The sequence below is a fragment of the Amycolatopsis sp. MEPSY49 genome (genome assembly GCF_051337345.1).
GTDB lineage: Bacteria > Actinomycetota > Actinomycetes > Mycobacteriales > Pseudonocardiaceae > Amycolatopsis.
Map to the genome: position 1 here is coordinate 287,779 of NZ_JBDLYJ010000008.1, position 20,614 is coordinate 308,392.

Annotated in this window: 20 protein-coding genes and 1 pseudogene; 13 read left to right on the forward strand and 8 right to left on the reverse strand. The window is 71.7% G+C overall.

Going from position 1 to position 20,614, the window contains the following annotated elements; all coding sequences use genetic code 11:
• Window positions 1–11: 11 nt before the first annotated feature.
• Window positions 12–881 (reverse strand): alpha/beta fold hydrolase, encoded by an 870-nt coding sequence (locus ABFJ78_RS32475; RefSeq protein ID WP_436390499.1) that lies wholly within the window; start codon window positions 879–881, stop codon window positions 12–14.
• Between the two features lie 64 nt (window positions 882–945).
• On the opposite strand from ABFJ78_RS32475, the gene ABFJ78_RS32480 reads away from it, so the two are divergent.
• Both ABFJ78_RS32480 and ABFJ78_RS32485 read left to right on the forward strand, forming a co-directional pair.
• Complete coding sequence (locus ABFJ78_RS32480) at window positions 946–1,500, forward strand: CGNR zinc finger domain-containing protein (protein WP_436390501.1); 555 nt, start codon at window positions 946–948, stop codon at window positions 1,498–1,500.
• A 10-nt stretch (window positions 1,501–1,510) separates the two neighbouring features.
• On the forward strand, window positions 1,511–1,918 hold the full coding sequence (locus ABFJ78_RS32485) for a VOC family protein (RefSeq protein ID WP_436390503.1): 408 nt from the start codon (window positions 1,511–1,513) through the stop codon (window positions 1,916–1,918).
• 93 nt (window positions 1,919–2,011) lie between these two features.
• On the opposite strand, the gene ABFJ78_RS32490 is transcribed toward ABFJ78_RS32485, so the two are convergent.
• The 4 genes from ABFJ78_RS32490 to ABFJ78_RS32505 form a co-directional block, all read right to left on the reverse strand.
• Window positions 2,012–2,767, reverse strand: coding sequence for an SDR family NAD(P)-dependent oxidoreductase (locus tag ABFJ78_RS32490; protein WP_436390504.1), 756 nt, complete (start codon window positions 2,765–2,767; stop codon window positions 2,012–2,014).
• Window positions 2,768–2,827: 60 nt separating this feature from the next.
• The gene (locus ABFJ78_RS32495) at window positions 2,828–3,667 is read right to left on the reverse strand and encodes an SCO6745 family protein (protein WP_436390506.1); all 840 of its coding nucleotides are present in this window, start codon (window positions 3,665–3,667) and stop codon (window positions 2,828–2,830) included.
• Window positions 3,668–3,677: 10 nt separating this feature from the next.
• The gene (locus tag ABFJ78_RS32500; RefSeq protein ID WP_436390508.1) at window positions 3,678–4,883 is read right to left on the reverse strand and encodes a cytochrome P450; all 1,206 of its coding nucleotides are present in this window, start codon (window positions 4,881–4,883) and stop codon (window positions 3,678–3,680) included.
• 97 nt (window positions 4,884–4,980) lie between these two features.
• Window positions 4,981–5,709 (reverse strand): SDR family oxidoreductase, encoded by a 729-nt coding sequence (locus ABFJ78_RS32505; RefSeq protein ID WP_436390510.1) that lies wholly within the window; start codon window positions 5,707–5,709, stop codon window positions 4,981–4,983.
• A gap of 171 nt (window positions 5,710–5,880) precedes the next feature.
• On the opposite strand from ABFJ78_RS32505, the gene ABFJ78_RS32510 reads away from it, so the two are divergent.
• On the forward strand, window positions 5,881–7,449 hold the full coding sequence (locus ABFJ78_RS32510; RefSeq protein ID WP_436390511.1) for a discoidin domain-containing protein: 1,569 nt from the start codon (window positions 5,881–5,883) through the stop codon (window positions 7,447–7,449).
• Between the two features lie 75 nt (window positions 7,450–7,524).
• Window positions 7,525–8,142, forward strand: coding sequence for an SAM-dependent methyltransferase (locus ABFJ78_RS32515; RefSeq protein ID WP_436390513.1), 618 nt, complete (start codon window positions 7,525–7,527; stop codon window positions 8,140–8,142).
• Between the two features lie 66 nt (window positions 8,143–8,208).
• Here the strand turns inward: ABFJ78_RS32515 and ABFJ78_RS32520 are convergent, their stop codons facing one another.
• Both ABFJ78_RS32520 and ABFJ78_RS32525 read right to left on the reverse strand, forming a co-directional pair.
• A complete protein-coding gene (locus tag ABFJ78_RS32520; RefSeq protein ID WP_436390515.1) occupies window positions 8,209–9,225 on the reverse strand; it encodes a S1 family peptidase in 1,017 nt (338 codons plus the stop codon).
• A gap of 296 nt (window positions 9,226–9,521) precedes the next feature.
• On the reverse strand, window positions 9,522–9,815 hold the full coding sequence (locus ABFJ78_RS32525; RefSeq protein WP_436390517.1) for a GNAT family N-acetyltransferase: 294 nt from the start codon (window positions 9,813–9,815) through the stop codon (window positions 9,522–9,524).
• Window positions 9,816–9,959: 144 nt separating this feature from the next.
• Between ABFJ78_RS32525 and ABFJ78_RS32530 the strand changes: the two genes are divergently transcribed.
• The 7 genes and pseudogenes from ABFJ78_RS32530 (at window position 9,960) to ABFJ78_RS32560 (ending at window position 16,701) form a co-directional block, all read left to right on the forward strand.
• Window positions 9,960–11,948, forward strand: coding sequence for a terpene synthase family protein (locus ABFJ78_RS32530; RefSeq protein WP_436390731.1), 1,989 nt, complete (start codon window positions 9,960–9,962; stop codon window positions 11,946–11,948).
• A gap of 104 nt (window positions 11,949–12,052) precedes the next feature.
• A complete protein-coding gene (locus tag ABFJ78_RS32535; RefSeq protein WP_436390519.1) occupies window positions 12,053–12,844 on the forward strand; it encodes an MBL fold metallo-hydrolase in 792 nt (263 codons plus the stop codon).
• Complete coding sequence (locus ABFJ78_RS32540) at window positions 12,841–13,422, forward strand: DedA family protein (protein ID WP_436390521.1); 582 nt, start codon at window positions 12,841–12,843, stop codon at window positions 13,420–13,422. Before ABFJ78_RS32535 ends, ABFJ78_RS32540 begins: the two co-directional genes overlap by 4 nt.
• Window positions 13,419–15,533: a phage holin family protein gene (locus tag ABFJ78_RS32545; protein ID WP_436390523.1), complete on the forward strand. Its 2,115-nt coding sequence runs from the start codon at window positions 13,419–13,421 to the stop codon at window positions 15,531–15,533. Before ABFJ78_RS32540 ends, ABFJ78_RS32545 begins: the two co-directional genes overlap by 4 nt.
• A complete protein-coding gene (locus tag ABFJ78_RS32550; protein WP_436390525.1) occupies window positions 15,530–15,760 on the forward strand; it encodes a glutaredoxin domain-containing protein in 231 nt (76 codons plus the stop codon). Before ABFJ78_RS32545 ends, ABFJ78_RS32550 begins: the two co-directional genes overlap by 4 nt.
• Window positions 15,757–15,960 (forward strand): annotated as a pseudogene (locus ABFJ78_RS32555) (putative acetyltransferase); the annotation flags it as partial. The gene ABFJ78_RS32550 and the pseudogene ABFJ78_RS32555, both read left to right, overlap by 4 nt.
• Window positions 15,934–16,701 (forward strand): SAM-dependent methyltransferase, encoded by a 768-nt coding sequence (locus ABFJ78_RS32560; RefSeq protein WP_436390733.1) that lies wholly within the window; start codon window positions 15,934–15,936, stop codon window positions 16,699–16,701. The pseudogene ABFJ78_RS32555 and the gene ABFJ78_RS32560, both read left to right, overlap by 27 nt.
• Here the strand turns inward: ABFJ78_RS32560 and ABFJ78_RS32565 are convergent.
• A complete protein-coding gene (locus tag ABFJ78_RS32565) occupies window positions 16,679–17,467 on the reverse strand; it encodes a TetR/AcrR family transcriptional regulator C-terminal domain-containing protein (RefSeq protein WP_436390526.1) in 789 nt (262 codons plus the stop codon). The genes ABFJ78_RS32560 and ABFJ78_RS32565 overlap by 23 nt on opposite strands.
• 76 nt (window positions 17,468–17,543) lie before the next feature.
• On the opposite strand from ABFJ78_RS32565, the gene ABFJ78_RS32570 reads away from it, so the two are divergent.
• The gene (locus ABFJ78_RS32570) at window positions 17,544–19,817 is read left to right on the forward strand and encodes an ATP-binding cassette domain-containing protein (protein ID WP_436390528.1); all 2,274 of its coding nucleotides are present in this window, start codon (window positions 17,544–17,546) and stop codon (window positions 19,815–19,817) included.
• Window positions 19,814–20,605: a siderophore-interacting protein gene (locus ABFJ78_RS32575; protein WP_436390530.1), complete on the forward strand. Its 792-nt coding sequence runs from the start codon at window positions 19,814–19,816 to the stop codon at window positions 20,603–20,605. The genes ABFJ78_RS32570 and ABFJ78_RS32575 overlap by 4 nt, the downstream gene beginning before the upstream one ends.
• Window positions 20,606–20,614 lie beyond the last annotated feature (9 nt).

Genomic DNA, 20,614 nt, shown 5'->3' on the forward strand with positions numbered 1-20,614 from the left:
GGACTGCGTGGTCAACCGGCATCCCGCTCAACGGGCAGCACCCGGCCGAGGAAACCGCGGATGTACCCGGCGATCGCGTCCAGGTGGGTTTCCAACGCGAAGTGGCCCGAATCGAGCAGGTGGATCTCGGCGTCGGGCAGGTCGCGGGCGTAGGCGCGGGCGCCGTCGGCGACGAAGATCTCGTCGTTGCCGCCCCAGACGGCCAGCAGCGGCACCCCGCTGGTCCGGAAGTACTCGTGGAACTTCGGGTACAGGCCGATGTTGTGGTGGTAGTCGGCGAGCAGCGCCAGCTGGATCTCGGCGCCGCCGGGCCGGTCGAGCAGGGCCTGGTCGTGCACCCAGACGTCCGGGCTGACCAGCGCCGGGTCGGGGACGCCGTCGAGGTACTGCGCCTTCGTGGCCTCGAGAGTCACCATGGCGAGCAGGTCGGCTTCGGTCAGCGTGCCGGCGGCCAGCTTCTGCGGCAGCCCCGGGCCGAGGCCGTCGACGTAGGCGTTGCCGTTCTGCGTGACGATCGCGGTCACCCGGTCCGGGTTCCCGGCCGCGATACGCAGGCCGACCGGGGCGCCGAAGTCCTGGATGTAGAGCGCGAAGCGGTCCAGGCCGATCTCGTCGAGCAGGCCGAGCGTGAGTTCGGCGAGGGCGTCGAAGGTGTAGGTGAACTCGGCCACCGGCGGCGCGTCCGACGCGCCCGCGCCGAGGTAGTCGGGCGCGACGACGTGGTAGCGGTCGGCCAGCGCCGGGATGAGGTGCCGGTACATGTGCGAGCTCGTCGGGAATCCGTGGAGCAGCACGATCGTGGGCGCGCCGGCGGGCCCGGCTTCCCGGTAGAAGAGCCGGTGCCCGGCGACGGTGGCGAAGCGGTGATGCACGGCGACCATGGGTCACTCCTCACGTCTCATGTTTATTGACTCATTTATCCATGAGACGTTCTAGACTGTCAACATGGGGACCGGACTTCGGGAGGCGAACGTGGTCACTGCGGCACCCGGCGAGGAGCGCTCGCCCGCGCTGGCGCTGGTCAACACGCGCCGGCTGAGCGCGGGTGGCGAGGTCGACGACCTGGCCGACGCCACCGGACGGCTCGGCCTGCCCGCCACACTCGGCGCGGACGAGCTTCGCCGCGTCACGGAGCTCCGCGCGGCTGTTCGCGAGCTGCTGGCGGCGTTGACGGAGGACCGCGCGCCGTCCGCCGACGCCGTCGAGACGGTGAACGCGGCCGCCCGCGCCGACGCCGCCGCGCCGCAGCTCGCCTGGCCCCGCCGCGAGTGGCGCAGCACCCGGCCGGGCAGCCTGGAGGAGGCCCTGGCGACGCTGGCCCGCGACGCGATCGACGTCGTCACCGGCGACCTCGCCCCGCTGGTGCGCCCGTGCGAGGCCCACGGGTGCGTGCGGTTCTTCCTCCGCGAGCACGCCCGCCGCCGCTGGTGCTCGACGACGTGCGGCGACCGCGTCCGCGCCGCCCGGCACCAGCGGCTGGTGGTCGAGCGGCGCGGGTAACGTGGCGCACATGGAATGGACGCTCGAAGTGGTCGTGGTGCCGGTGTCCGATGTGGACCGCGCGAAGGCCTTCTACGCCGACGGGCTCGGGTTCACGCTCGACCACGACCGGACGTTCGGCGAAGGCGTCCGCATCGTCCAGCTGACCCCGCCGGGCTCGGGCTGCTCGATCGTGTTCGGCCGGGGTGCTGTGCCGGAGATGCCGCCGGGCTCGCTCAAGGGGCTGCAGCTCGTGGTCAAGGACCTCCCGAAGGCGCACGCGACGCTGGTGGAGCGCGGCGTCGAGGTGAGCGGCATCGAGGTCTACGGCATGGGCGAGTGGGACGGGAAGGCCGACCTGGACAACGTCGGCTTCGTCCACTTCGCCGACCCGGACGGCAACGCCTGGACGATCCAGCAGATCTCGTCCCGCCGGTAACCCGCGCCCCAAGGCGGCCTTCGGTGCGTGAGACGCAACCAAGGCGGCCTTCGGTGCGTCGGACGCAACCAAGGCCACATTGGGGCGCTTGGGTCAGTCCACCAGGGCGCCGCAGCTGACGTTGACCGTCGAGGCCGTCATCGTCCTCGCCCGGTCCGAGGCCACGAACGCCGCCACCGCGCCCACGTCCGCCAGCGTCGCCGTGCGGCCCAGCATCGTCTTGCCCGCGATGCTCGCCTCGATCGCCTCGCGGCCCGCGAAGTCCGCCGGGAGCGTCTCCGGGATGCCGCCCGTCCGGAGCGTCACCGCGCGCACGCCGTGCGGACCCAGCTCGGCGGCCAGCTGCCGGCGCATCGCCTCGAGCGCGTGGAACGCGATCTGCAGCCCGCCCACCGAGAACTCGCGCACCGGCTCGCCCGCGCCGCCGAAGAACAGGAGCACGCCCGACCGCTGCTTGACCATGTGCCGGGCCGCCGCGCGGGCCGTCAGGAACTGCGTCCGGACCGCCGTCCGCACCGGGCGCTCGTAGTCGGCGAGGGCCATGTCGATCAGCGGCGTGCCCTGGACGTCGCCGTGGGTGATGAGGTTGAACGAGATGTCCAGGCCGCCCTCGGCGGCCACCGCGTCGGCGTGCTCGTCGACCGCCCGCTCGTCGAGGGCGTCCACCTCCGCTACCTCGGCCGCGCCACCGGCGGCGCGGATCCGCTCGGCGACCTCGTCGAGCCGCGCGCGCGTGCGGCCCGCGAGGAACACCCGCGCGCCTTCCTCCGCGAAGGCGGCGGCCACCGCCGAGCCGATCCGGCCGCCTCCGCCGTAGACGATCGCGTTCTTGCCGTTGAGCAGCGTCATGAGTCCCTCCGATGTCCGGGTTCACCGGTGCGTCGAACGGGACCCGCCGGAATCGACACGTCAGGGACGCGGGACGCCCATCGGGTTCGGCACCGGGACGACGCCCGCGTCGACGACCGCGCGGCTGAGCGGGACCGCCAGCTCGAGGAGCCGGTCCAGGTCCTCGCCCAGCGCGTCCACCGGCGCCGACGCGAGGCGGTCCGTGTCCTCTTCCAGCCGGGTGCGCACCGCCGTTCCCGCGTCCGTCAGCCTGCCGTTCGAATCCAGCAGGCCGCGGCCCCGCAGGCGCTCGGCGGCCGCAGTCCAGTCGTCCTCGGCCCAGCCTCGGTGCGGTTGGACGTCGCCGCGGCCGATCACTCCGTCGCCGATGTGGGTCAGCGTGGTCTCCAGGCCGGTCAGCGCGGCGTGGACCGCGGCCAGGACGTGGCCGTCGCCGCGGTGCTCGCGCAGCACCGTCGCCGCCAGCCAGAGCCGGCCCAGCACCCCGGCCGGCCGGGGCACCGCGGACCACGCCGCCGCCAGGGGCCGCCCGTCGAACCGGCACGCGGCGGCGGCCCGCTCCAGCAGCTCCGTCAGTTCGTCGTGCCCGGAGCCCACGACCCGGTCCAGCGCGGCTTCGACAGCGGCCAGGCGCGAGCTGAGCACGTCGTCCGGCGAGGCGAACGACCACGCGTCCGGCAGCGCCCGCGTCACCATCGCGGGGGCGAAGCCGAACAGCACGGACGTCGCCGGCACCGGGCCGATCGGGCCCAGCGGGGCGAGGCGGCCCGCGAAGTACCCCATCCAGTACCCCCGCAGGCCGGCCTCCTTCGCCGCGGCCGCCGTCTCCGGCGCGAAGTACACAACGGCGTGCAGGGGTTCGACGGCCGCCCAGAGCCGCCGCGCCGGTGAAGGTGTCATGCCGTCATTCTCAGCCCCAGGCGACCGGCAGCTCCCGCACCCCGTACACCAGCGTGTTGTGCTTGAAGTCCAGGGATTCGCGCGGCACCGCGAGCCGCAGGTCCGGCACCCGGCGGAACAACCGCGTCAACGCCTCTTGAAGTTCGACGCGCGCGAGCTGCTGGCCGATGCACTGGTGGGCCCCGAAGCCGAACGCGACGTGCGTGCGCGGCGAGTCGCGGTGGAAGTCGAGCTTGTCCGCGCCGGAGAACAGCTCTTCGTCGCGGTTCGCCGAGTTCAGCGCGGCGACGAGCCACTCCCCCGCCTTGACCGCGCGGTCACCGACCTGGACGTCGGCGGTCGCGTACCGCAGCACGCCGAACTGCACGACCGACAGGTACCGCAGCAGCTCCTCGACGGCGCGCTCCGGCGCCGACAGCACGACGTCGCGCTGGGCCGGGTGTTCCAGCAGCACGAGCGTGCTGAGCGCGATCATGTTGGCCGTCGTCTCGTGGCCGGCCACCAGGAGGCTGAGGCCCAGCACCACGAGCTCCTCCATGGTGAGCGGGTCGCCGGTGGTCTCGCCGCGGGAAATCAGCCTGCTGAACAGATCGTCCTGCGGATTCCGCTGTTTGTCGGTGAACAACTCCGCGAGGAACCCGGAAAGCTCGTCGTAGGCCTGCTGTCCCTCTTCGCGCGTGGTGTCGGTGCTGACGAGCAGCCCGCTCTGCCGCTGGAACCGCGCGCGGTCGGCGTACGGGACGCCGAGCAGCTCGCAGATCACCAGCGACGGGATCGGCAACGCGAAGTCCCGCACCAGATCGGCTTCCCCGGGCCGGGCGAGCATCGCGTCGAGGTGGCCTTCGACGAGCTCCTGGACGTAGCCGCGCATCGCCTCCACGCGCCGCACGGTGAACTCCGCGATCACCATCTTCCGGATGCGGGAGTGCTCGGCGCCGTCCAGCTGGATGATGGAGCCGGGGCTGACTTCCTCGTCGAGGTCGGCGTTCGGGCTGACGTGCACGGAGGACGCGCCGCGCGAGCTCATGGTGCGGTCGGCGAGCACCGCGCGGACGTCGCTGTACCGCGTCACCAGCCAGGCATCCATGCCGGCCGGGCAGCGCACCTGCGACGTCGGCGCGGTTTCCCGCAGCGTGGCGTAGGTTTCGGGCGGGTCGAACGGGCATCCGGCCGGTCGTGCCGTCGGGAGGGCCGGGGTTGCGGATGCTGCCGTCACGGCGGATCACACCTCTCATCCGGTGGTCTGGACACTTCCACCATGGAGAGAACGAGCGCCGTCGTGGGACGTTCGACCCACTTCCGACCCGGATGGCCTAGCGACCCCCGTACGCCCCACCGTTCACGTGCACCACCTGCCCGGTGATGTGCCCCGCCTCCGGGGACGCCAGGAACCCCACGGTAGCCGCGACTTCGTCCGGCGTGCCCGCCCGCTTGTCGAACGCGACCGACACCCGCGCCGCCACCCATTCGTCGGAAACCGTGCCGTGGAAGAACTCCGTGTCGAGCGTGACGCCCGGCGCCACCACGTTGGCCGAACCCGCCGCGCCCAGCTGCCGCGCCAGGTCGGTGTTCCACGCCTCGATCGCCGCCTTCGCCGCGCCGTACGAGCCCGAGCCCTGCTTCGCCGCGACAGACCCGAGCGTCACAACCCGCACGTTGTCCGCGAAGCGCGGCTTCAGCGCCGTGGTGACCAGTACCGCGGAAACGACGTTCGCCTCGAAGTTCGCGCGCCACGCGTCCGCCAGACCCGCGAGATCCCCGGGAGCCGGGGCCTCCCGGACGCGGTCGGTGTTGCCGCCCGCGTTGTTGACCAGGACGTCCACCCGCGAAGGCAGCTCCGCCAGCGCGGCCTGCACCGCCTCGGGGTCACTCGCGTCGAACGCCACCGCCCGCGCGCCCAGCTTCTCCGCCGCCGCTTCGAGGACGTCCTTGCGCCGGCCCGTGATGGTGACGCGCTCACCCGCCGCCGCGAAGCGCGCGGCGATCGCCAGCCCGATGCCCGTGCCGCCCCCGGTGACCACGACTTCCCGTTGTTCGCTCATGGCGCCATCTTCGCCGAGCGGACCACCGGCGCGAGCGGTTTTCCCGGCGACCGGGACACGAAACCGGATTCGTTAGGACACTTTACGAACAGGTCTTGACGCCGCGCGCCCACCCGGCGAACCTGGACGCACGCCGCAGTCATCGTCCGCCCACCCCCCTCCGGAGGCAGCATGACCCGGCGCGCGCTCGTGCTCGTCGTGACCCTGGTCCTCGCGTTGGCCACCGCCGGCACCCCCGCGGCGAACGCGGCCACCACGCAGCCCACGTTCCTCACCTTCTACGGCTGGTGGGACAACACCCCACCCGGCGGCGACATCTCCTACCCGCGGATCCACGACACCGCGGGCGGCAAGGGCACCTACGCCGACCCGATCACCTTCGCCACCAGCAGCGACGAGCTCAAGCCGGGCACCAAGGTCTGGGTGCCGCGGGTGAAGAAGTACTTCATCATGGAGGACGGCTGCGACGAGTGTTCCGACGACTGGAACAGCCAGGGCCCGAACGGCGGACCCGGCCTGCGCCACATCGACCTCTGGCTCGGCGGCAAGGGCGGCAGCGCCTTCGACGCGATCGACTGCGAAGACGCGCTCACGCACTACAACCCCGATAACACACCGGTCATGGAGCCGGTCGTCGTCGACCCGCCCTCGGACGAGCCCTACGACGCGACGCCGATCTTCAACACCAGCACGGGTGAGTGCTGGGGCGGCGCCCAGCCGAACACGACGGTCGGCCAGTACCGCAACAACTCCACCGGCACGTGCCTGGAAGCCCCGAGCAGCGGCACCACGCTGAAAGTGGCCGCCTGCACCGGCAGCGACGCGCAACGCTTCACCTTCCACGGCGCTTTCCTCGTCATCAACGACAAGTGCGCGGGCATCTCGGGCAGTTCGATCGTGCTGCAGACCTGCACCGGCGGCCCGGCCCAGCAGTGGTCGATCAACCCCGACGGCACCATCTCCGACATCCAGACGAGCACGAAGTGCTTCCGCGCCTCGGGCTCGACGCTCACCGCCGGCAGTTGCTCCGGCACCCAGGCTCGCTGGACGTTCACCGCGGCCGGCGCCCCGAGCGGCCTGAGCGTGACGCCGTCGTCGGTCTCGGTCGCGCCGGGCGCTTCGGCGACGGCCACCGTCAGCGCAACGGACGCCGTCACGCTGTCCGCGAGCGGCGTGCCCGCGGGCGTGACCGTGTCCTTCGCGCCGGCGTCGGTGCCGGCCGGCGGCACCTCGACCGTCACGGTCGCCGCCGCCGCGACCGCGAACCCGGGTTCGGCGACGGTCACCATCACCGGCGGCACGAAAACCGCGTCACTGGGCATCACGATCACCGGAGGCGCCGAAACCCTGCTCTCCCAAGGCAAGCCGGCGACGGCGTCGTCGACGGAGTCGTCGTCCTACCCGGCGGGCGCGGCCTTCGACGGCAACCTGACGAGCACGCGCTGGGCGTCCAAGGAAGGCTCGCCGAGCGAATGGCTGCGCGTCGACCTCGGCGCCACCAAGCAGGTCTCGCACGTCAAGCTGACCTGGGAAGCCGCGTACGGCAAGGCCTACGACATCCAGACGTCGGCCGACGGCGCGAACTGGACGACGATCTACCGCACCACGACCGGCAACGGCGCCACCGACGACCTCACCGGCCTGGCCGGCAGCGGCCGCTACGTGCGGATGAACGGCGTCACGCGCGGCACGTCGTACGGCTACTCGCTGTACGAGATGCAGGTGTACGGAACGGCCTGAGTTGCCAATCCGGCAACGCGATTTGCCTCCTCGGTGACGTCCTCCGCATGCTGGGGACGTCACCGAGGAGGAACCATGCCGCACGAGGGGCCCATGATCGTCGAAGACATGCTCAAGCAGGAGTTCTGGGAGGCGATGTACCAGCGCGACGAGCACCGGATCTGGAGCGGGAACGTCAACGTCAACCTCAGCTCCGAGGTCGAAGGGCTGACGCCCGGGCGCGCGCTCGACCTCGGCTGCGGCGAAGGCGGCGACGCGATCTGGCTCGCGAAGCGGGGCTGGACGGTCGACGGCGCGGACATCTCGACCGTCGCGCTCGCCCGCGCGGAAGAAGCGGGCAAGGAGGCCGGTGTCGACGTCCGCTGGCTGCACCGCGACATCCTGAAGTGGCAGCCGGAAGAGCAGTACGACCTGATCTCCGCGCAGTACATGCACCTGCCGCCGGACCTGCGCCGGGACGTCTTCACGGCGGCGGCCGCGGCGATCCGGCCGGGCGGGTCGCTGCTGGTCGTCGGGCACTCGCCGAAGGCCATGCGCGAGTTCGACGGCCAGAAGCCGCCGGAGGAGCTGTACTTCGAGCCGGAGGAGATCACGAACTACCTGGGCGACGCCTGGGAGTGGCTCGTCGAGACGTGCGAGACGCGCGGCGAGGGCCACCACACCGACGCCGTCTACCGGGCGAAGCGGCTCTGAAAAGGCACGAGGGCCCTGTCACGCGCCCTCGACGCGTGTGACAGGGCCCTCGCTCGGTGAAGTGGATCAGGCGAGCTCGAGGCCGTAAGCCTGCAGCTCCAGGGTGAGCGGGTAGAAGTAGCTGGTCACGGTGTCGCCGCCGGACAGCGTGCCGAGGCCCTTCTCGCCGTCGTAGGCCGGGCCGCCGGAGTCACCGTGGTCGGTGTGCGCGGTGGTGCCGAACTCGTGGTTGAGCACGCCGACGTCGAAGTTGACCGACTCGTCGACCGAGGTGACCTCGCCGCTGCCGCCACCGGTGGTCGAGCCCTGCTTCTGGATCTGCTCGCCGACGGTCGGCTCGGCCGCCGAGGTGATCTTCTGACCGGTGTTGATCTCGCCGGGGCCGGTGCCGTTCGGGCGGGTCAGCAGGCCGGAGTCGGCGCCGGGGCAGTCGCTCTCGACGACCTCGGCCCCGGAGACGTCTCCGCCGGACCAGGTGCCGCCGAGGTTGGTGCAGTGGCCCGCGGTGAGCAGGAACGGCTCGCCGCCGCGGGTCACGTTGAAGCCGAGCGAGCAGCGGCCCTGGCTGTTCTGGATGGCGTCGCCGTCCTGGATGTGCAGCTCGAGCTTGCCGGTGCGGTGCTCGACGCGGACGCTGTCGCCGTACTTCGCGGCGGCGGCGCTGACCTTGTCGGCGGTCTCCTTGCTGGCGGCGTCGTAGACCTTCACGACGACCTGGTTGGTCTTGGTGTCGATGCCCCACGCGGTCTGCGGGACGTTCTTCACCGCGTCGAGCTGGTTCTTGACGCCGGTGAGCGCGGCGAAGGTGTGCTTGACCTTCTTCGCGGTGAGGCCGGCGGCCTGCACCTGCTGCACGGCGGCGTCGTCGACGACGTTGACGACGGCTTTGCCGTTCTCGAGGTAGACACCGCCGGAAGCGGCGCCGAGCGCGTTCGCCACCTGGGTGGCGCTGGTGATGGCCTGGGCCTGCAGCTGCGCGAAGGCCAGCGGGGACGCGGTGGCCGCCGACGAGCAAACGCCCGCCGTCAGCGCGGCGGCCGACAAGACGGCGAAGGTCTTGAGGGCGGTCTTCCGGGGAGTCATCAACTTCCTCCAGGTTGCCGGTTCGAAGCCTGCGCCGGTCACTTTCGTTGCCGAGCAACCAACGCAACACCGACGAAGGTTGGTTAATAACCAGCAGAACCGGACATACCTCGCCTTCTGGACCGGTCGGCGGCAGCGACGTTGCTGCGTTCGGCGTAACAAAGCCCCGGTCGGCCGCGCGGCGGGGACCGACCGGCGCAGCCTCTCGGCCACCGAACGACGTGAATGACTCATTCATGTCGCCTGACGACATGAATGAGTCATTCACGTCATCTGGCTCCGGTCTAAGCGCCGGCTCAGCCCTTCGGCCAGCGAATGTGGTCCTCGTACCCCGGGTTCTTCTTCAGGTATCCGGCGATGAACGGGCACACCGGCACAATCGTCCGGCCCTTCGCGACGACGTCGTCGAGCGCGCCGGCCGCCAGCACCTTCCCCAGGCCCTGTCCCGAGAACGCGTCGTCGATCTCGGTGTGGGTGAAGACCGTCAGCTCGCCGCGCTCGTCGTAGTAGGCCGAGCCGGCCAGCTTCTCGTCGACCCACAGGTCGTAACGGCTCTCGTCGGGGTTGTCGGCCACTCGGGTCTCGGTCATCGGCACTCCTGTCGTCGCTGGGCCGGCCGGGGGAAGTGCCCGACCCGTTCGTGTGCAACCCCGGCTGCTCCTCTTGGCGGGCACCCGCGTCTTTGGTTGCCTCACGGGGTGCCCGAGCAGCCGTTCGCCCTCCCCGAGTTCTACATGCCCTACCCCGCGCGGCTGAACCCGCACCTCGACCGGGCCCGCGCGCACAGCAAGGCGTGGGCGCGCGGGATGGACATGATCGACGTCCCGCAGCACGGCAGGGTCGTCTGGACCGAGCACGACCTCGACTCCCACGACTACGCCCTGCTCTGCGCCTACACCCACCCGGACGCCGGCGCGGCCGAGCTAGACGTCATCACCGACTGGTACGTGTGGGTCTTCTACTTCGACGACCACTTCCTCGAGCTCTACAAGCGCACCGGCGACATCGAAAGCGCGCGCGCCTACCTCGACCGGATCGACCTCTTCATGCCTGCCGAAGGCAAGATCACCGCGACCCCGGAGAACCCGGTCGAGCGCGGCCTGGCCGACCTGTGGGACCGGACGGTCCCGCACCGCTCGGCCGCGTGGCGGCGCCGGTTCGTCGACAGCACGAAAGCACTGCTCGAAGAGTCGCTGTGGGAACTGGCGAACATCAACGAAGGCCGGCTCGCCAACCCCATCGAGTACGTCGAGATGCGGCGGAAGGTCGGCGGCGCGCCGTGGTCGGCGAACCTCGTCGAGCACTCGGTTCACGCCGAAGTCCCGGACGCGATCGCCGCGACGAGACCCCTGGAGGTCCTGCGCGACTGCTTCGCCGACAGCGTCCACCTGCGCAACGACCTCTTCTCCTACCAGCGCGAGGTGCAGGACGAGGGCGAGCTGTCCAACGGCGTGCTCGTGTTCGAGAAGTTCCTCGGCCTCACGACGCAGGAGGCGGTCGAGGCCGTCAACGACCTCATCACGTCGCGGCTGCACCAGTTCGAGCACACGGCGCTCACCGAGGTCCCCGCGCTCTTCGACGAGCACGGCGTCGACCCGGCGGCGCGCGCGGCGACGTTCGCCTACGTCAAGGGCCTGCAGGACTGGCAGTCCGGCGGGCACGAGTGGCACCTGCGGTCCAGCCGGTACATGAACGAAGGCGCCCTCGACGACCGGCCGCCGGCCGTGCGGATCCTCTCCTCGCTGCTCGCCACCGCGCCGCAGCGGCTGCGGGCCTACAACCACCCGCCGTTCAGCGAGGTTCGGGTGGCGCGGCCGGCCGTCGAGCCGCCGTTCCCGGTGCGGCTGAACCGGCACCTGGACGGATGTCGCCGCCGCAATGTCGACTGGGCGCGCACCACGGGCCTCCTCGACGGTGTCGTGTGGGACGAGCGGAAGCTGCGCGCCGCCGACCTGCCGCTCTGCGCGGCGGGCATCCACCCGGACGCGACGGCCGAGCGGCTCGACGTCACCAGCGACTGGCTGACCTGGAGCACCTACGCCGACGACTGGTTCCAGGAGGTCTTCGGCGCGACGCGCGACCTCGCCGCGGCGAAGGCGTGGCACGAGCGCCTGAAGCTCTTCATGGGAGACAGGCTTTCGCCGCTGAACCCCCTCGAAACCGCGCTCGCCGACCTCTGGCCGCGGACGGACGACCGCGACGCGGTGCGGCGGGCCGTCGAGTCGATGACCGGGAGCTGGCTGTGGCGGCTGGCGAACCTGGCGCAGAACCGGATCCCCGACCCCATCGACCACATCGAGATGCGGCGCCGGACGTTCGGCGCGGAGCTGTCGATGACGTTGACGGCACCGGGCGCGCGGCCGGCTCTCAAGAACCTCGCGGCCGACTACGGCGGCCTGCTCAACGACCTGTACTCCTACCGCAAGGAGATCCGGCACGACGGCGAGCTCGACAACGGCGTCCTGGTCGTGCGGAACTTCCTCGGCTGCTCGGAGGAGCGCGCCTTCGAAGTGGTCGCCGACCTGGCCGACGCGCGGCTCGCGGAGTTCCGCCACGCGGCGGACGCGTCGCTGCAGGACTGGCTGGCGGGCGTGGCGCACTGGCACGAGCACGCCGGCCGGTACACCGGCACCGAGCTGGGCCACCACCCGCGGTTCAGCGGGCCGACCGGGATCGGGACTTCGTCGCTGCGGATCTCGTCGCTGCTGCCCGCCGGCCGCTGAGGTGCCGAGCGACCGGCAGGTCCGATGCCGGCCGCGTCACCGGGCAGCGTTGTCCGCGCCACTCCGCCGGGCATTCACCGGGGCCGGGGGCGATACTCGACAGCGTGAGCGGCTTCAACCTGCGTTTCCTCGGCCATTCGACCGTCCGGCTCGAACTCGCCGGCCGGGCCGTGCTGACCGATCCCGTGCTCACCGCGCGCGTCGGGGGGCTCGTCCGGGTCGTGCCGCCGCCCCCGCCGGACGCCTACGCCGGCGTCGACCTCGTCCTGCTCTCCCACCTGCACGGCGACCACCTGCACCTGCCGTCGCTGAAGCTGCTCGGCGCGGGCACCCGGATCGTCGTCCCGCGCGGGGCCGGGGCCTGGCTCGCCAAGAAGGGCTTCCGGAACGTCGAGGAGATCGCGCCCGGCGAGACCCTCACCGAAGGCGCGCTGACGGTCACCGCCACCGAAGCCGTCCACTCCGGACACCGGTGGGGGCCGCGGCTGACCCACGGCCCGCAGAGCCCCGCGATCGGGCACCTCGTCGAGGGTGAAGGCGCGAAGGTCTACAACGCCGGCGACACCGACCTCTTCGCCGGGATGGCGGACTACGGCCCGGTCGACGTCGCCCTGCTGCCCGTCTGGGGCTGGGGGCCGAACCTCGGGCCGGGCCACTTGGACCCGGCCCGAGCCGCGCGAGCCGCCGGAATCACGCGAGCGCGCGCCGCCGTGCCGGTGCACTGGGGCACCCTCGCCGTCCCCGGCCTGACGCGGACCGCCCGGATGCGCCGGCTGCTCGCCGACCCGCCACGCGTGTTCGCCGCCGAAGTGAAAGCCGCCGGCGGCACCACCGAAGTGCTGTTCACCGAGCCCGGCGCCGAGGTCGTGCTCCCCGCGCCGACGGACCGCGCGTGAACTGGACCGACCCGGCCGCCATCGGGTACCCGGCCGTGTTCGGCGGCGTGCTGCTCGGCTCGATCATCCCGATCGTGCCCACCGGCGCGGTCGTCGGCGCCGCGGCCGCCGTCGCCACCACCACCGACCACCTGTCCCTGCCGCTGGTCATCGCGCTGGCCGTGCTCGGCGCGTACGTCGGCGACGTCGTGACGTTCGGGATCCCGCGCCTGGGCAGCGAAGCCGCCTTCCGCTGGATCAGCCGCCGCCAGCCCGCCGAACGGCTCGAGAAGGCCCGTGACCAGTTCACCCGCCGCGGCTGGCAGCTCGTCGTGATCGGCAGGCTCGTCCCGGCCGGCCGGATCCCGGTGCTGCTCGCGGCGGCCGCGTTGAGCTACCCGTGGCGCCGCCTGCTGCCCGCCGCGCTCGTCGCGTGCGTGCTCTGGGCGACCGCGTACAGCTTGCTCGGCATCCTCAGCGGGGGCATCTTCGACTCGCCGCTCATCGCGACCCTGCTGGCGACGGTGCTGGTCCTGCTGGTCACCGTCCTGCTGAACCTGATCTCCCGTCGGCGGCGCAAAACCAAGGAGCGAGTGTGACGACGACCGCGCCGAAGGGCCGGCTGCTGCGGGGCGGCCGCGCCGTCGCCCGCATCCTCCTGGTGTGGGCCGCGGTGACCGGGGCGCTGCGCCTGCTGGACGTCCTCCTGCCCGGCTTCCGGATGACGCACTGGTGGCAGCCCACGGTGTGCGCGCTGGTGCTGGGCGTGCTGGTCGCGTTCGTCTGGCCGCTGGCCATGCGGATCGCCTACCCGCTGGCGTTCTTCACGTTCGGGCTCTTCGGGTTCCTGCTGCTCGGCGCGGGCACCCTGGCGGTGTTCCGGACGATCCCCGGTGTCGAGCTGGTCGGCTTCCGGACGGCGGTGATCGTCACCGTCGCCATGGCCGGCGTCGGCGCGCTCATCTCGACGGCGCTCGCCGTCGACGAGGACGAGATCTTCTTCCGCCGCGCCGCCCGGCGCCGCCGTCGCCACACGCCCGCGCCCGGCGCCGCCGACCAGCCACCCGGTGTGGTGTTCCTGCAGATCGACGGGCTCGGATACGACACCGTCCGCCGCGCGGTCCGCGACGGCGACATGCCGACGTTCGCCGCCTGGCTCGCCGAAGGCAGCCACACGCTCACGCCGTGGCACACCGACTGGAGCTCCCAGACCGGGGCGAGCGTGTGCGGCATCCTGCACGGCTCCAACCACGACATCCTCGGTTTCCGCTGGTACGAAAAGGATCGCGACCACGTGATGGCGTGCGCGCACCCGGCCGACGCGGCCGAGATCGAACGCCGGCACTCCGACGGGCGCGGCCTGCTGTCGGGCGACGGCGCCAGCCGCGGCAACCTCTTCTCCGGCGACGCCGACCACGTCAGCCTCACCATGAGCTCGATCCCGGTGCTGGTGCCGAAGAAGCTGCGCCATCGCCGTCGCGACCGGCTCGGCGCGGGCTACTACGCGTACTTCGCGAACCCCGTCAACGCGCTGCGGACGTTCGTCGTCGCACTGGTCGACGTCTTCCGCGAAATCAACGCGTCGGTGCGTCAGCGCCGGGCCGGCGTCGTGCCTCGGATCCCGCGCGGCGGCTGGTACCCGCTCGCCCGGCCGGGCACGACGGTCATCGCGCGCGACGTCGTCGTCTCGGCCATCCTCGGCGACATGCTGGCCGGGCGAGCGGTGGTGTACGCGGACTTCCTCGGCTACGACGAGGTCGCGCACCACTCCGGCGTCGAGCGGTTCGACACGCTGTCGGTGCTGCGCTCGATCGACCAGCAGATCGCGCGGCTGCACCGGGCTTCGCGGCTCGCCCCGCGCCGCTACCACGTCGTCGCGCTGTCGGACCACGGCCAGACGCAGGGCCAGGCGTTCTCCGAGCGGTTCGGCGAGACGATCGAGGCGTACGTCGGCCGGCTGTGCGGCGGTTCGCCGTCCGCGACGGCGTATTCGGGTCGCCGCCGCCAGGCCGAGAGCTGGCAGATCAACGCGGCGCTGGCGGAGGCGACGAAGGGCGGCGGCCTGATCGCGCGCCGGCTGCGCGCCCGGGTGGAGGACGCGGAGTGCGCCGACGACCGGCCGCGCACGACGTCCGGCTCCCCCGGCGCGGTGACCCGCGTGGCGCCGGGCGTGGTGGCGGTGGTGTCCGGGCACGTCGCGATGGTGTCGTTCACCGAGCACGAGGGCCGCGTCGAGCTGGAGACGATCGAGCGCGAGTTCCCGGACCTGCTGCCGTCGCTGGTGGACCACCCGGGCGTCGGGTTCCTGCTGGTCCGCAGCCGCGAGTTCGGCCCGGTGGTGCTGGGCCGCGACGGCCTCCACCGGCTCGCTTCCGGTGTCGTCATCGGCGAGGACCCGCTGCTGCCGTACGGCCCGCACGCGGCGGACCTGATCCGGCGGGTGGACATGTTCCCGCACTGCGCGGACGTGATGATCAACAGCCGCTACGACCCGGACTCGGACCAGGCCTCGCCGTTCGAGACGCACGTGGGGTCGCACGGCGGGCTCGGCGGGCCGCAGCAGCGGGGGTTCGTGGTGCACCCGCGCGAGTTCGCGCCGCTGGGTGAAGTCGTCGGCGCCGAGGCGCTGCACCAGGTGTTCCGCGGGTGGCTGACCGAGCTGGGTCACCCGTCGCCCGTTCCCGACGCTGTTTCGGAGGTTGTTTCGTGAGTTTGACGGTGTACGGCGCTTCCTGGTGCTCGGACGTGAAGCGCAGCCGCGCGCTGCTCGACCGCGAGGGCGTCGTGTATTCCTATGTGGACGTCGAGGCGGACGCGGCGGCCGAAGCCCGGGTTCGCGAGCTGCAGGACGGCGCGCGCCGGATCCCGACGATCGTGTGGGACGACGGAAGTTTCCTGGTCGAGCCGTCCGACGACGAGCTGAGCGCGCGGCTGTGAAGCTGTTGCGCGACTTGCCGTTGGGCACGCGGGTCGTGGTGCGGTACCGGATCGAAGGCGGGTTCACCGACGCGCTCGGCACCCTGGTGGCGCGCGACTCGACGACGTGCACGGTGGAGACCCGGCGCGGCCCGGTGGTGGTCGAGTTGGCCGCGGTCACGCTGGCCAAGCCGGTGCCCCCGCCCCCGGTCCGGCAGTCGAGGTTCGACGCGTTGGTCGCCGAAGCCGAAGCGGTGTCGGTGGACGGCTGGGACTTCTCCTGGCTCGACGGCCGGGCCACCGAAGCCCGCCCGTCCTGGGGCTACCAACGCCTCCTGGGCGCACGGCTCGCCCAGGTCGAGGCGGCCCTGGACATCGAGACCGGCGGCGGCGAGGTGCTCGACGGCTGTCCTTCCTTGCCGCCCTTGATGGCGGCGACCGAGTCGTGGCCGCCGAACGTGGCTCGCGCTTCGGCTCGCTTGCGTCCGCGCGGGGTCGTGGTCGTGGCCACCGACGGCCTCCCGTTCGGTGACGACGTGTTCGACCTGGTCTCCAGCCGCCACCCCGTGACGACCGACTGGGCCGGGATCGCCCGCGTCCTGCGCCGGGGTGGTTCGTACTTCTCCCAGCAGGTCGGCCCGGCGAGCGTGTTCGAGCTGGTCGAGTTCTTCTTGGGGCCGCAGCCTCCCGAGGTCCGCAACAGCCGGCACCCGGACCGAGCCGTGGCGGCCGCCGGTGCCGCCGGACTGGAGGCCACGGACCTGCGGTCGGAGTCCCTGCGCACCGAGTTCTTCGACATCGGCGCGGTGGTCTACTTCCTGCGCAAGGTGATCTGGATGGTCCCGGGGTTCACGGTGGAGCAGTACCGGCCGCGGTTGAGGGAGTTGCACGAGCAGATCGAGCGGGACGGCCCGTTCGTCGCGCACACGACGAGGTTCCTCATCGAAGCCCGGAAGCCTTGACGATCGCCGCTTCGACGCCGTCCAGCAACAGCTCCACCCCCGCCTCGAACGACAGCCTGGCCTCGCGCTCCAAATAGGGCTCGTCGGAAACCTCGACCGATGGTCCCAGCCGGGCCACCGTCGGGAACCGCGCCGGCAAATCCGGTACCAGCTCACCCAGCAACGCCGACCGCGCACCCCACCAGTCCTCTTCGGACAGTCCCGTCTCGCGCGCCGCCTGGCGGGACTCCGCTGCCGCCTGGACCGACCCCCGGACCACGTTGAACAGCGCCGACACCACCCACCGCACCCGTGCCAGCGGCAACCCCGTGGCCGCCAACACGGACAGCAGCGTCTCCTGGACGTGGAACTCCCCCGGCCCGAGCACCGGCCGCGCCGGCGAGACCTGCAGCAGCCACGGGTGCCGCAGGTGCAGGTCCCACAGGGCGTCGGCCAAAGCCAAAGCCGCCGCACGCCAACCGTCAGACGATGGAAACGACGACGGCAGCTCCCCCAGCGTCCGGTCGTACATCAAGTCGACCAGCTCGGTCTTGCCCGGCACGTACGTGTACAACGCCATCGCCGTCCGGCCGAGGCGCTCGCCCACCGAGCGCATCGACAGCGCCGTCATGCCCTCGGCGTCGGCGATGTCGATCGCCGCCGCGACGATCGCCTCCACCGACAGCCCGGGCTTCGGCCCTGGCCCGGTGCGCGGCGCGACCACGCGCGGCCCCCACAGCAGCTCCATGGACCGCCGGGCGTCGCCCTGACCCGCGAAGACGACCACCTTGCCGACTCCTTACACCCTAAAGTATTGTACGCTGGACAATCACCTTACAGCCTAAAGTATCAAGAAGGACGGTATGACCTCACCCAGGCGGGCCGCCGACACCCACGACGTGATCGAGGTCCGGGGGGCCCGGGAGAACAACCTGACCGGCGTCGACCTGGACATCCCGAAGCGCCGGCTCACGGTGTTCACGGGCGTGTCCGGCTCCGGCAAGTCGTCCCTGGTCTTCGGCACCATTGCGGCCGAGTCGCAGCGGCTGATCAACGAGACCTACAGCGCCTTCCTCCAGTCGTTCATGCCGAGCCTGTCACGCCCGGACGTCGACCTGCTGGAGAACCTCAGCGCGGCCATCGTCGTCGACCAGGAGCGGATGGGCGCCAACTCGCGTTCCACGGTCGGCACCGCGACCGACGCCTACGCCATGCTGCGGATCGCCTTCTCGCGGCTCGGCGAACCGCACGTCGGCACGTCCGGCGCGTTCAGCTTCAACCTGCCCGAGGGCATGTGCCCGGCCTGCGAGGGCCTCGGCCGCGTCTCCGACCTCGACGTCAACGCGCTGCTCGACTTCGACCTCTCCCTGAACGACGGCGCGATCCAGGTCCCGGGCTTCACCCCGGACACGTGGTACGTGCAGACCTACCTCTCTTCCGGCTTCTACGACCCCGACGCGAAGATCCGCGACTTCACGCCGGAGCAGCTCGACGCCCTGCTGCACAAGGACTCCTGCAAGGTGAAGGTCGGCAAGACCAACGTCACCTACGAAGGTCTCGCGGTGAAGGTCCGCCGGCTCTACCTGCACAAGGACGTCGAGTCGCTGCAACCGAAGCTGCGCGCGTTCATCGAGAAGGCCGCCACCTTCAAGACCTGCGGCGAATGCGGTGGCGCGCGGCTGAACCAGGCCGCGCTGTCGGCCAAGATCGACGGCAAGAACATCGCCGACTGCGCCGCGATGCAGATCAGCGACCTCGCCGAGTTCGTCCGGAGCCTCGACGCGCCGTCGATCCGGCCGCTGCTGGGCAACCTGCGCGACACGCTGGACTCGCTCGTCGAGATCGGCCTCGGCTACCTCTCCCTCGACCGCGAATCCGCGACGCTCTCGGGCGGTGAGGCGCAGCGCGTGAAGATGGTGCGGCACCTGGGATCGAGCCTCACCGACGTGACCTACGTCTTCGACGAGCCGACCGTCGGGCTGCACCCGCACGACATCGAGCGGATGAACAACCTGCTGTTGTGCCTGCGGGACAAGGGGAACACGATCCTCGTCGTCGAGCACAAGCCGGAGACGATCCGGATCGCCGACCACGTCGTCGACCTCGGCCCCGGCGCGGGCGCCGACGGCGGCCGGCTCTGCTACACCGGCAGCGTCGACGGCCTGCGCGCGTCCGGCACGCTCACCGGCCGCCACCTCGACCACCGGGTCACCCTGCGCGCCCAGCCCCGCAAGCCCACCGGGCACGTCTCCATCACCGGCGCCAAGCTGCACAACCTGCGGGACGTCAGCGTCGACGTCCCGCTCGGCGTGCTGACCGTCGTCACCGGCGTCGCGGGTTCGGGGAAGTCGTCGCTCATCCACGGCTCGCTGGCCCACCGCGACGACGTCGTCGTGGTCGACCAGTCGGCGATCCGCGGCTCCCGGCGGTCCAACCCGGCGACCTACACCGGCCTGCTCGACCCCATCCGCACCGCGTTCGCCAAGGCCAACGGCGTCAAGGCGAGCCTGTTCAGCGCCAACTCCGAAGGCGCCTGCCCGCACTGCAAGGGGCTCGGCGTCATCTACACGGACCTGGCGATGATGGCCGGCGTCGCGTCGGTCTGCGAAGAGTGCGAGGGCAAGCGGTTCACACCCAAGGTGCTCACGTTCGAACTGCGGGGCAAGAACATCAGCGAGGTCCTCGCGATGTCCGTCGCCGAGGCGCGGGAGTTCTTCGGCACGGGCAACGCGCGGGTCGTCCTCGACCGCCTCGCCGACGTCGGCCTCGGCTACCTGACGCTCGGACAGCCGCTGACCACGCTTTCCGGCGGCGAGCGGCAACGGCTCAAGCTGGCGATCCGGATGGCCGAGAAGGGGTCGACGTACATCCTCGACGAGCCGACCACCGGGCTGCACCTCGCCGACGTCGACCAGCTCCTCGCGCTGCTCGACCGGATCGTCGACGCGGGCAACACGGTGATCGTCATCGAGCACCACCAGGCCGTGATGGCCCACGCCGACTGGCTGATCGACCTCGGCCCCGGCGCCGGCCACGACGGCGGCCGGGTCGTCTTCGAAGGGACCCCGGCGGCCCTCGTCGAGAACGCCTCGACGCTGACGGCCCGCCACCTGCGCGAATACCTGGGGAAGCCGTGAACCCGACCGGCCTGCTCGAAGTGACGGCGGTGCGGCGCCCGACGCCGCGCACCGTGCGCGTCACGTTCACCGGCGACGGGTTGCGGGAGCTGGACCCGTGGCCCGACCAGCAGCTCAAGCTCCTGTTCCCGCCGCCGGGCCGGCCCGTCCGGCTGCCGCCGGACGACGGCGACGTCATGCGCTGGTACCAGGCGTTCCTCGCGATCCCCGAGGACGAGCGGCCGGTGCTGCGCAGCTACACGGTGCGCTCGCGGGACGGCGACACGATCGACGTCGAGTTCGTGCTGCACTCCGGGCACACCGACGGCCCGGCGACGGCGTGGGCCCGGACGGCGGCTCCCGGCGCCGTCCTCGGCCGGTACGGCCCGGACGCCGCCTACCGCCGCCCACTGTCCACAGCGGACACCCTGCTGCTGGCCGGGGACGAGACCGCGGTGCCCGCCATCGCCACCATACTGTCCGAAGTGGACAACGCCGTCGCGTTCGTCGAAGTGGCCGACGCGGCGGAGGAGCAGCCGCTGCCGGTCCACTGGCTGCACCGGAACGGCGCACCGCACGGGGCGAAGCTGCTCGACGCCGTCCGCGGCGCCGCTCTGGGGCCGGGATCGGCGGCTTGGCTCGCGGGCGAAGCGGGGATGGTGCGGGCGCTGCGCCGCCACCTCGTGAACGAGCGGGGGCTCGACAAGAGCGTCATCGAGTTCACCGGCTACTGGCGCCGCAAGCTGACGCAGGACGACGCGCCGACCGCCGAGGATCTCGCCGACGCGCGGGAAAAACTGGGCGGCTAGTGGCAGACT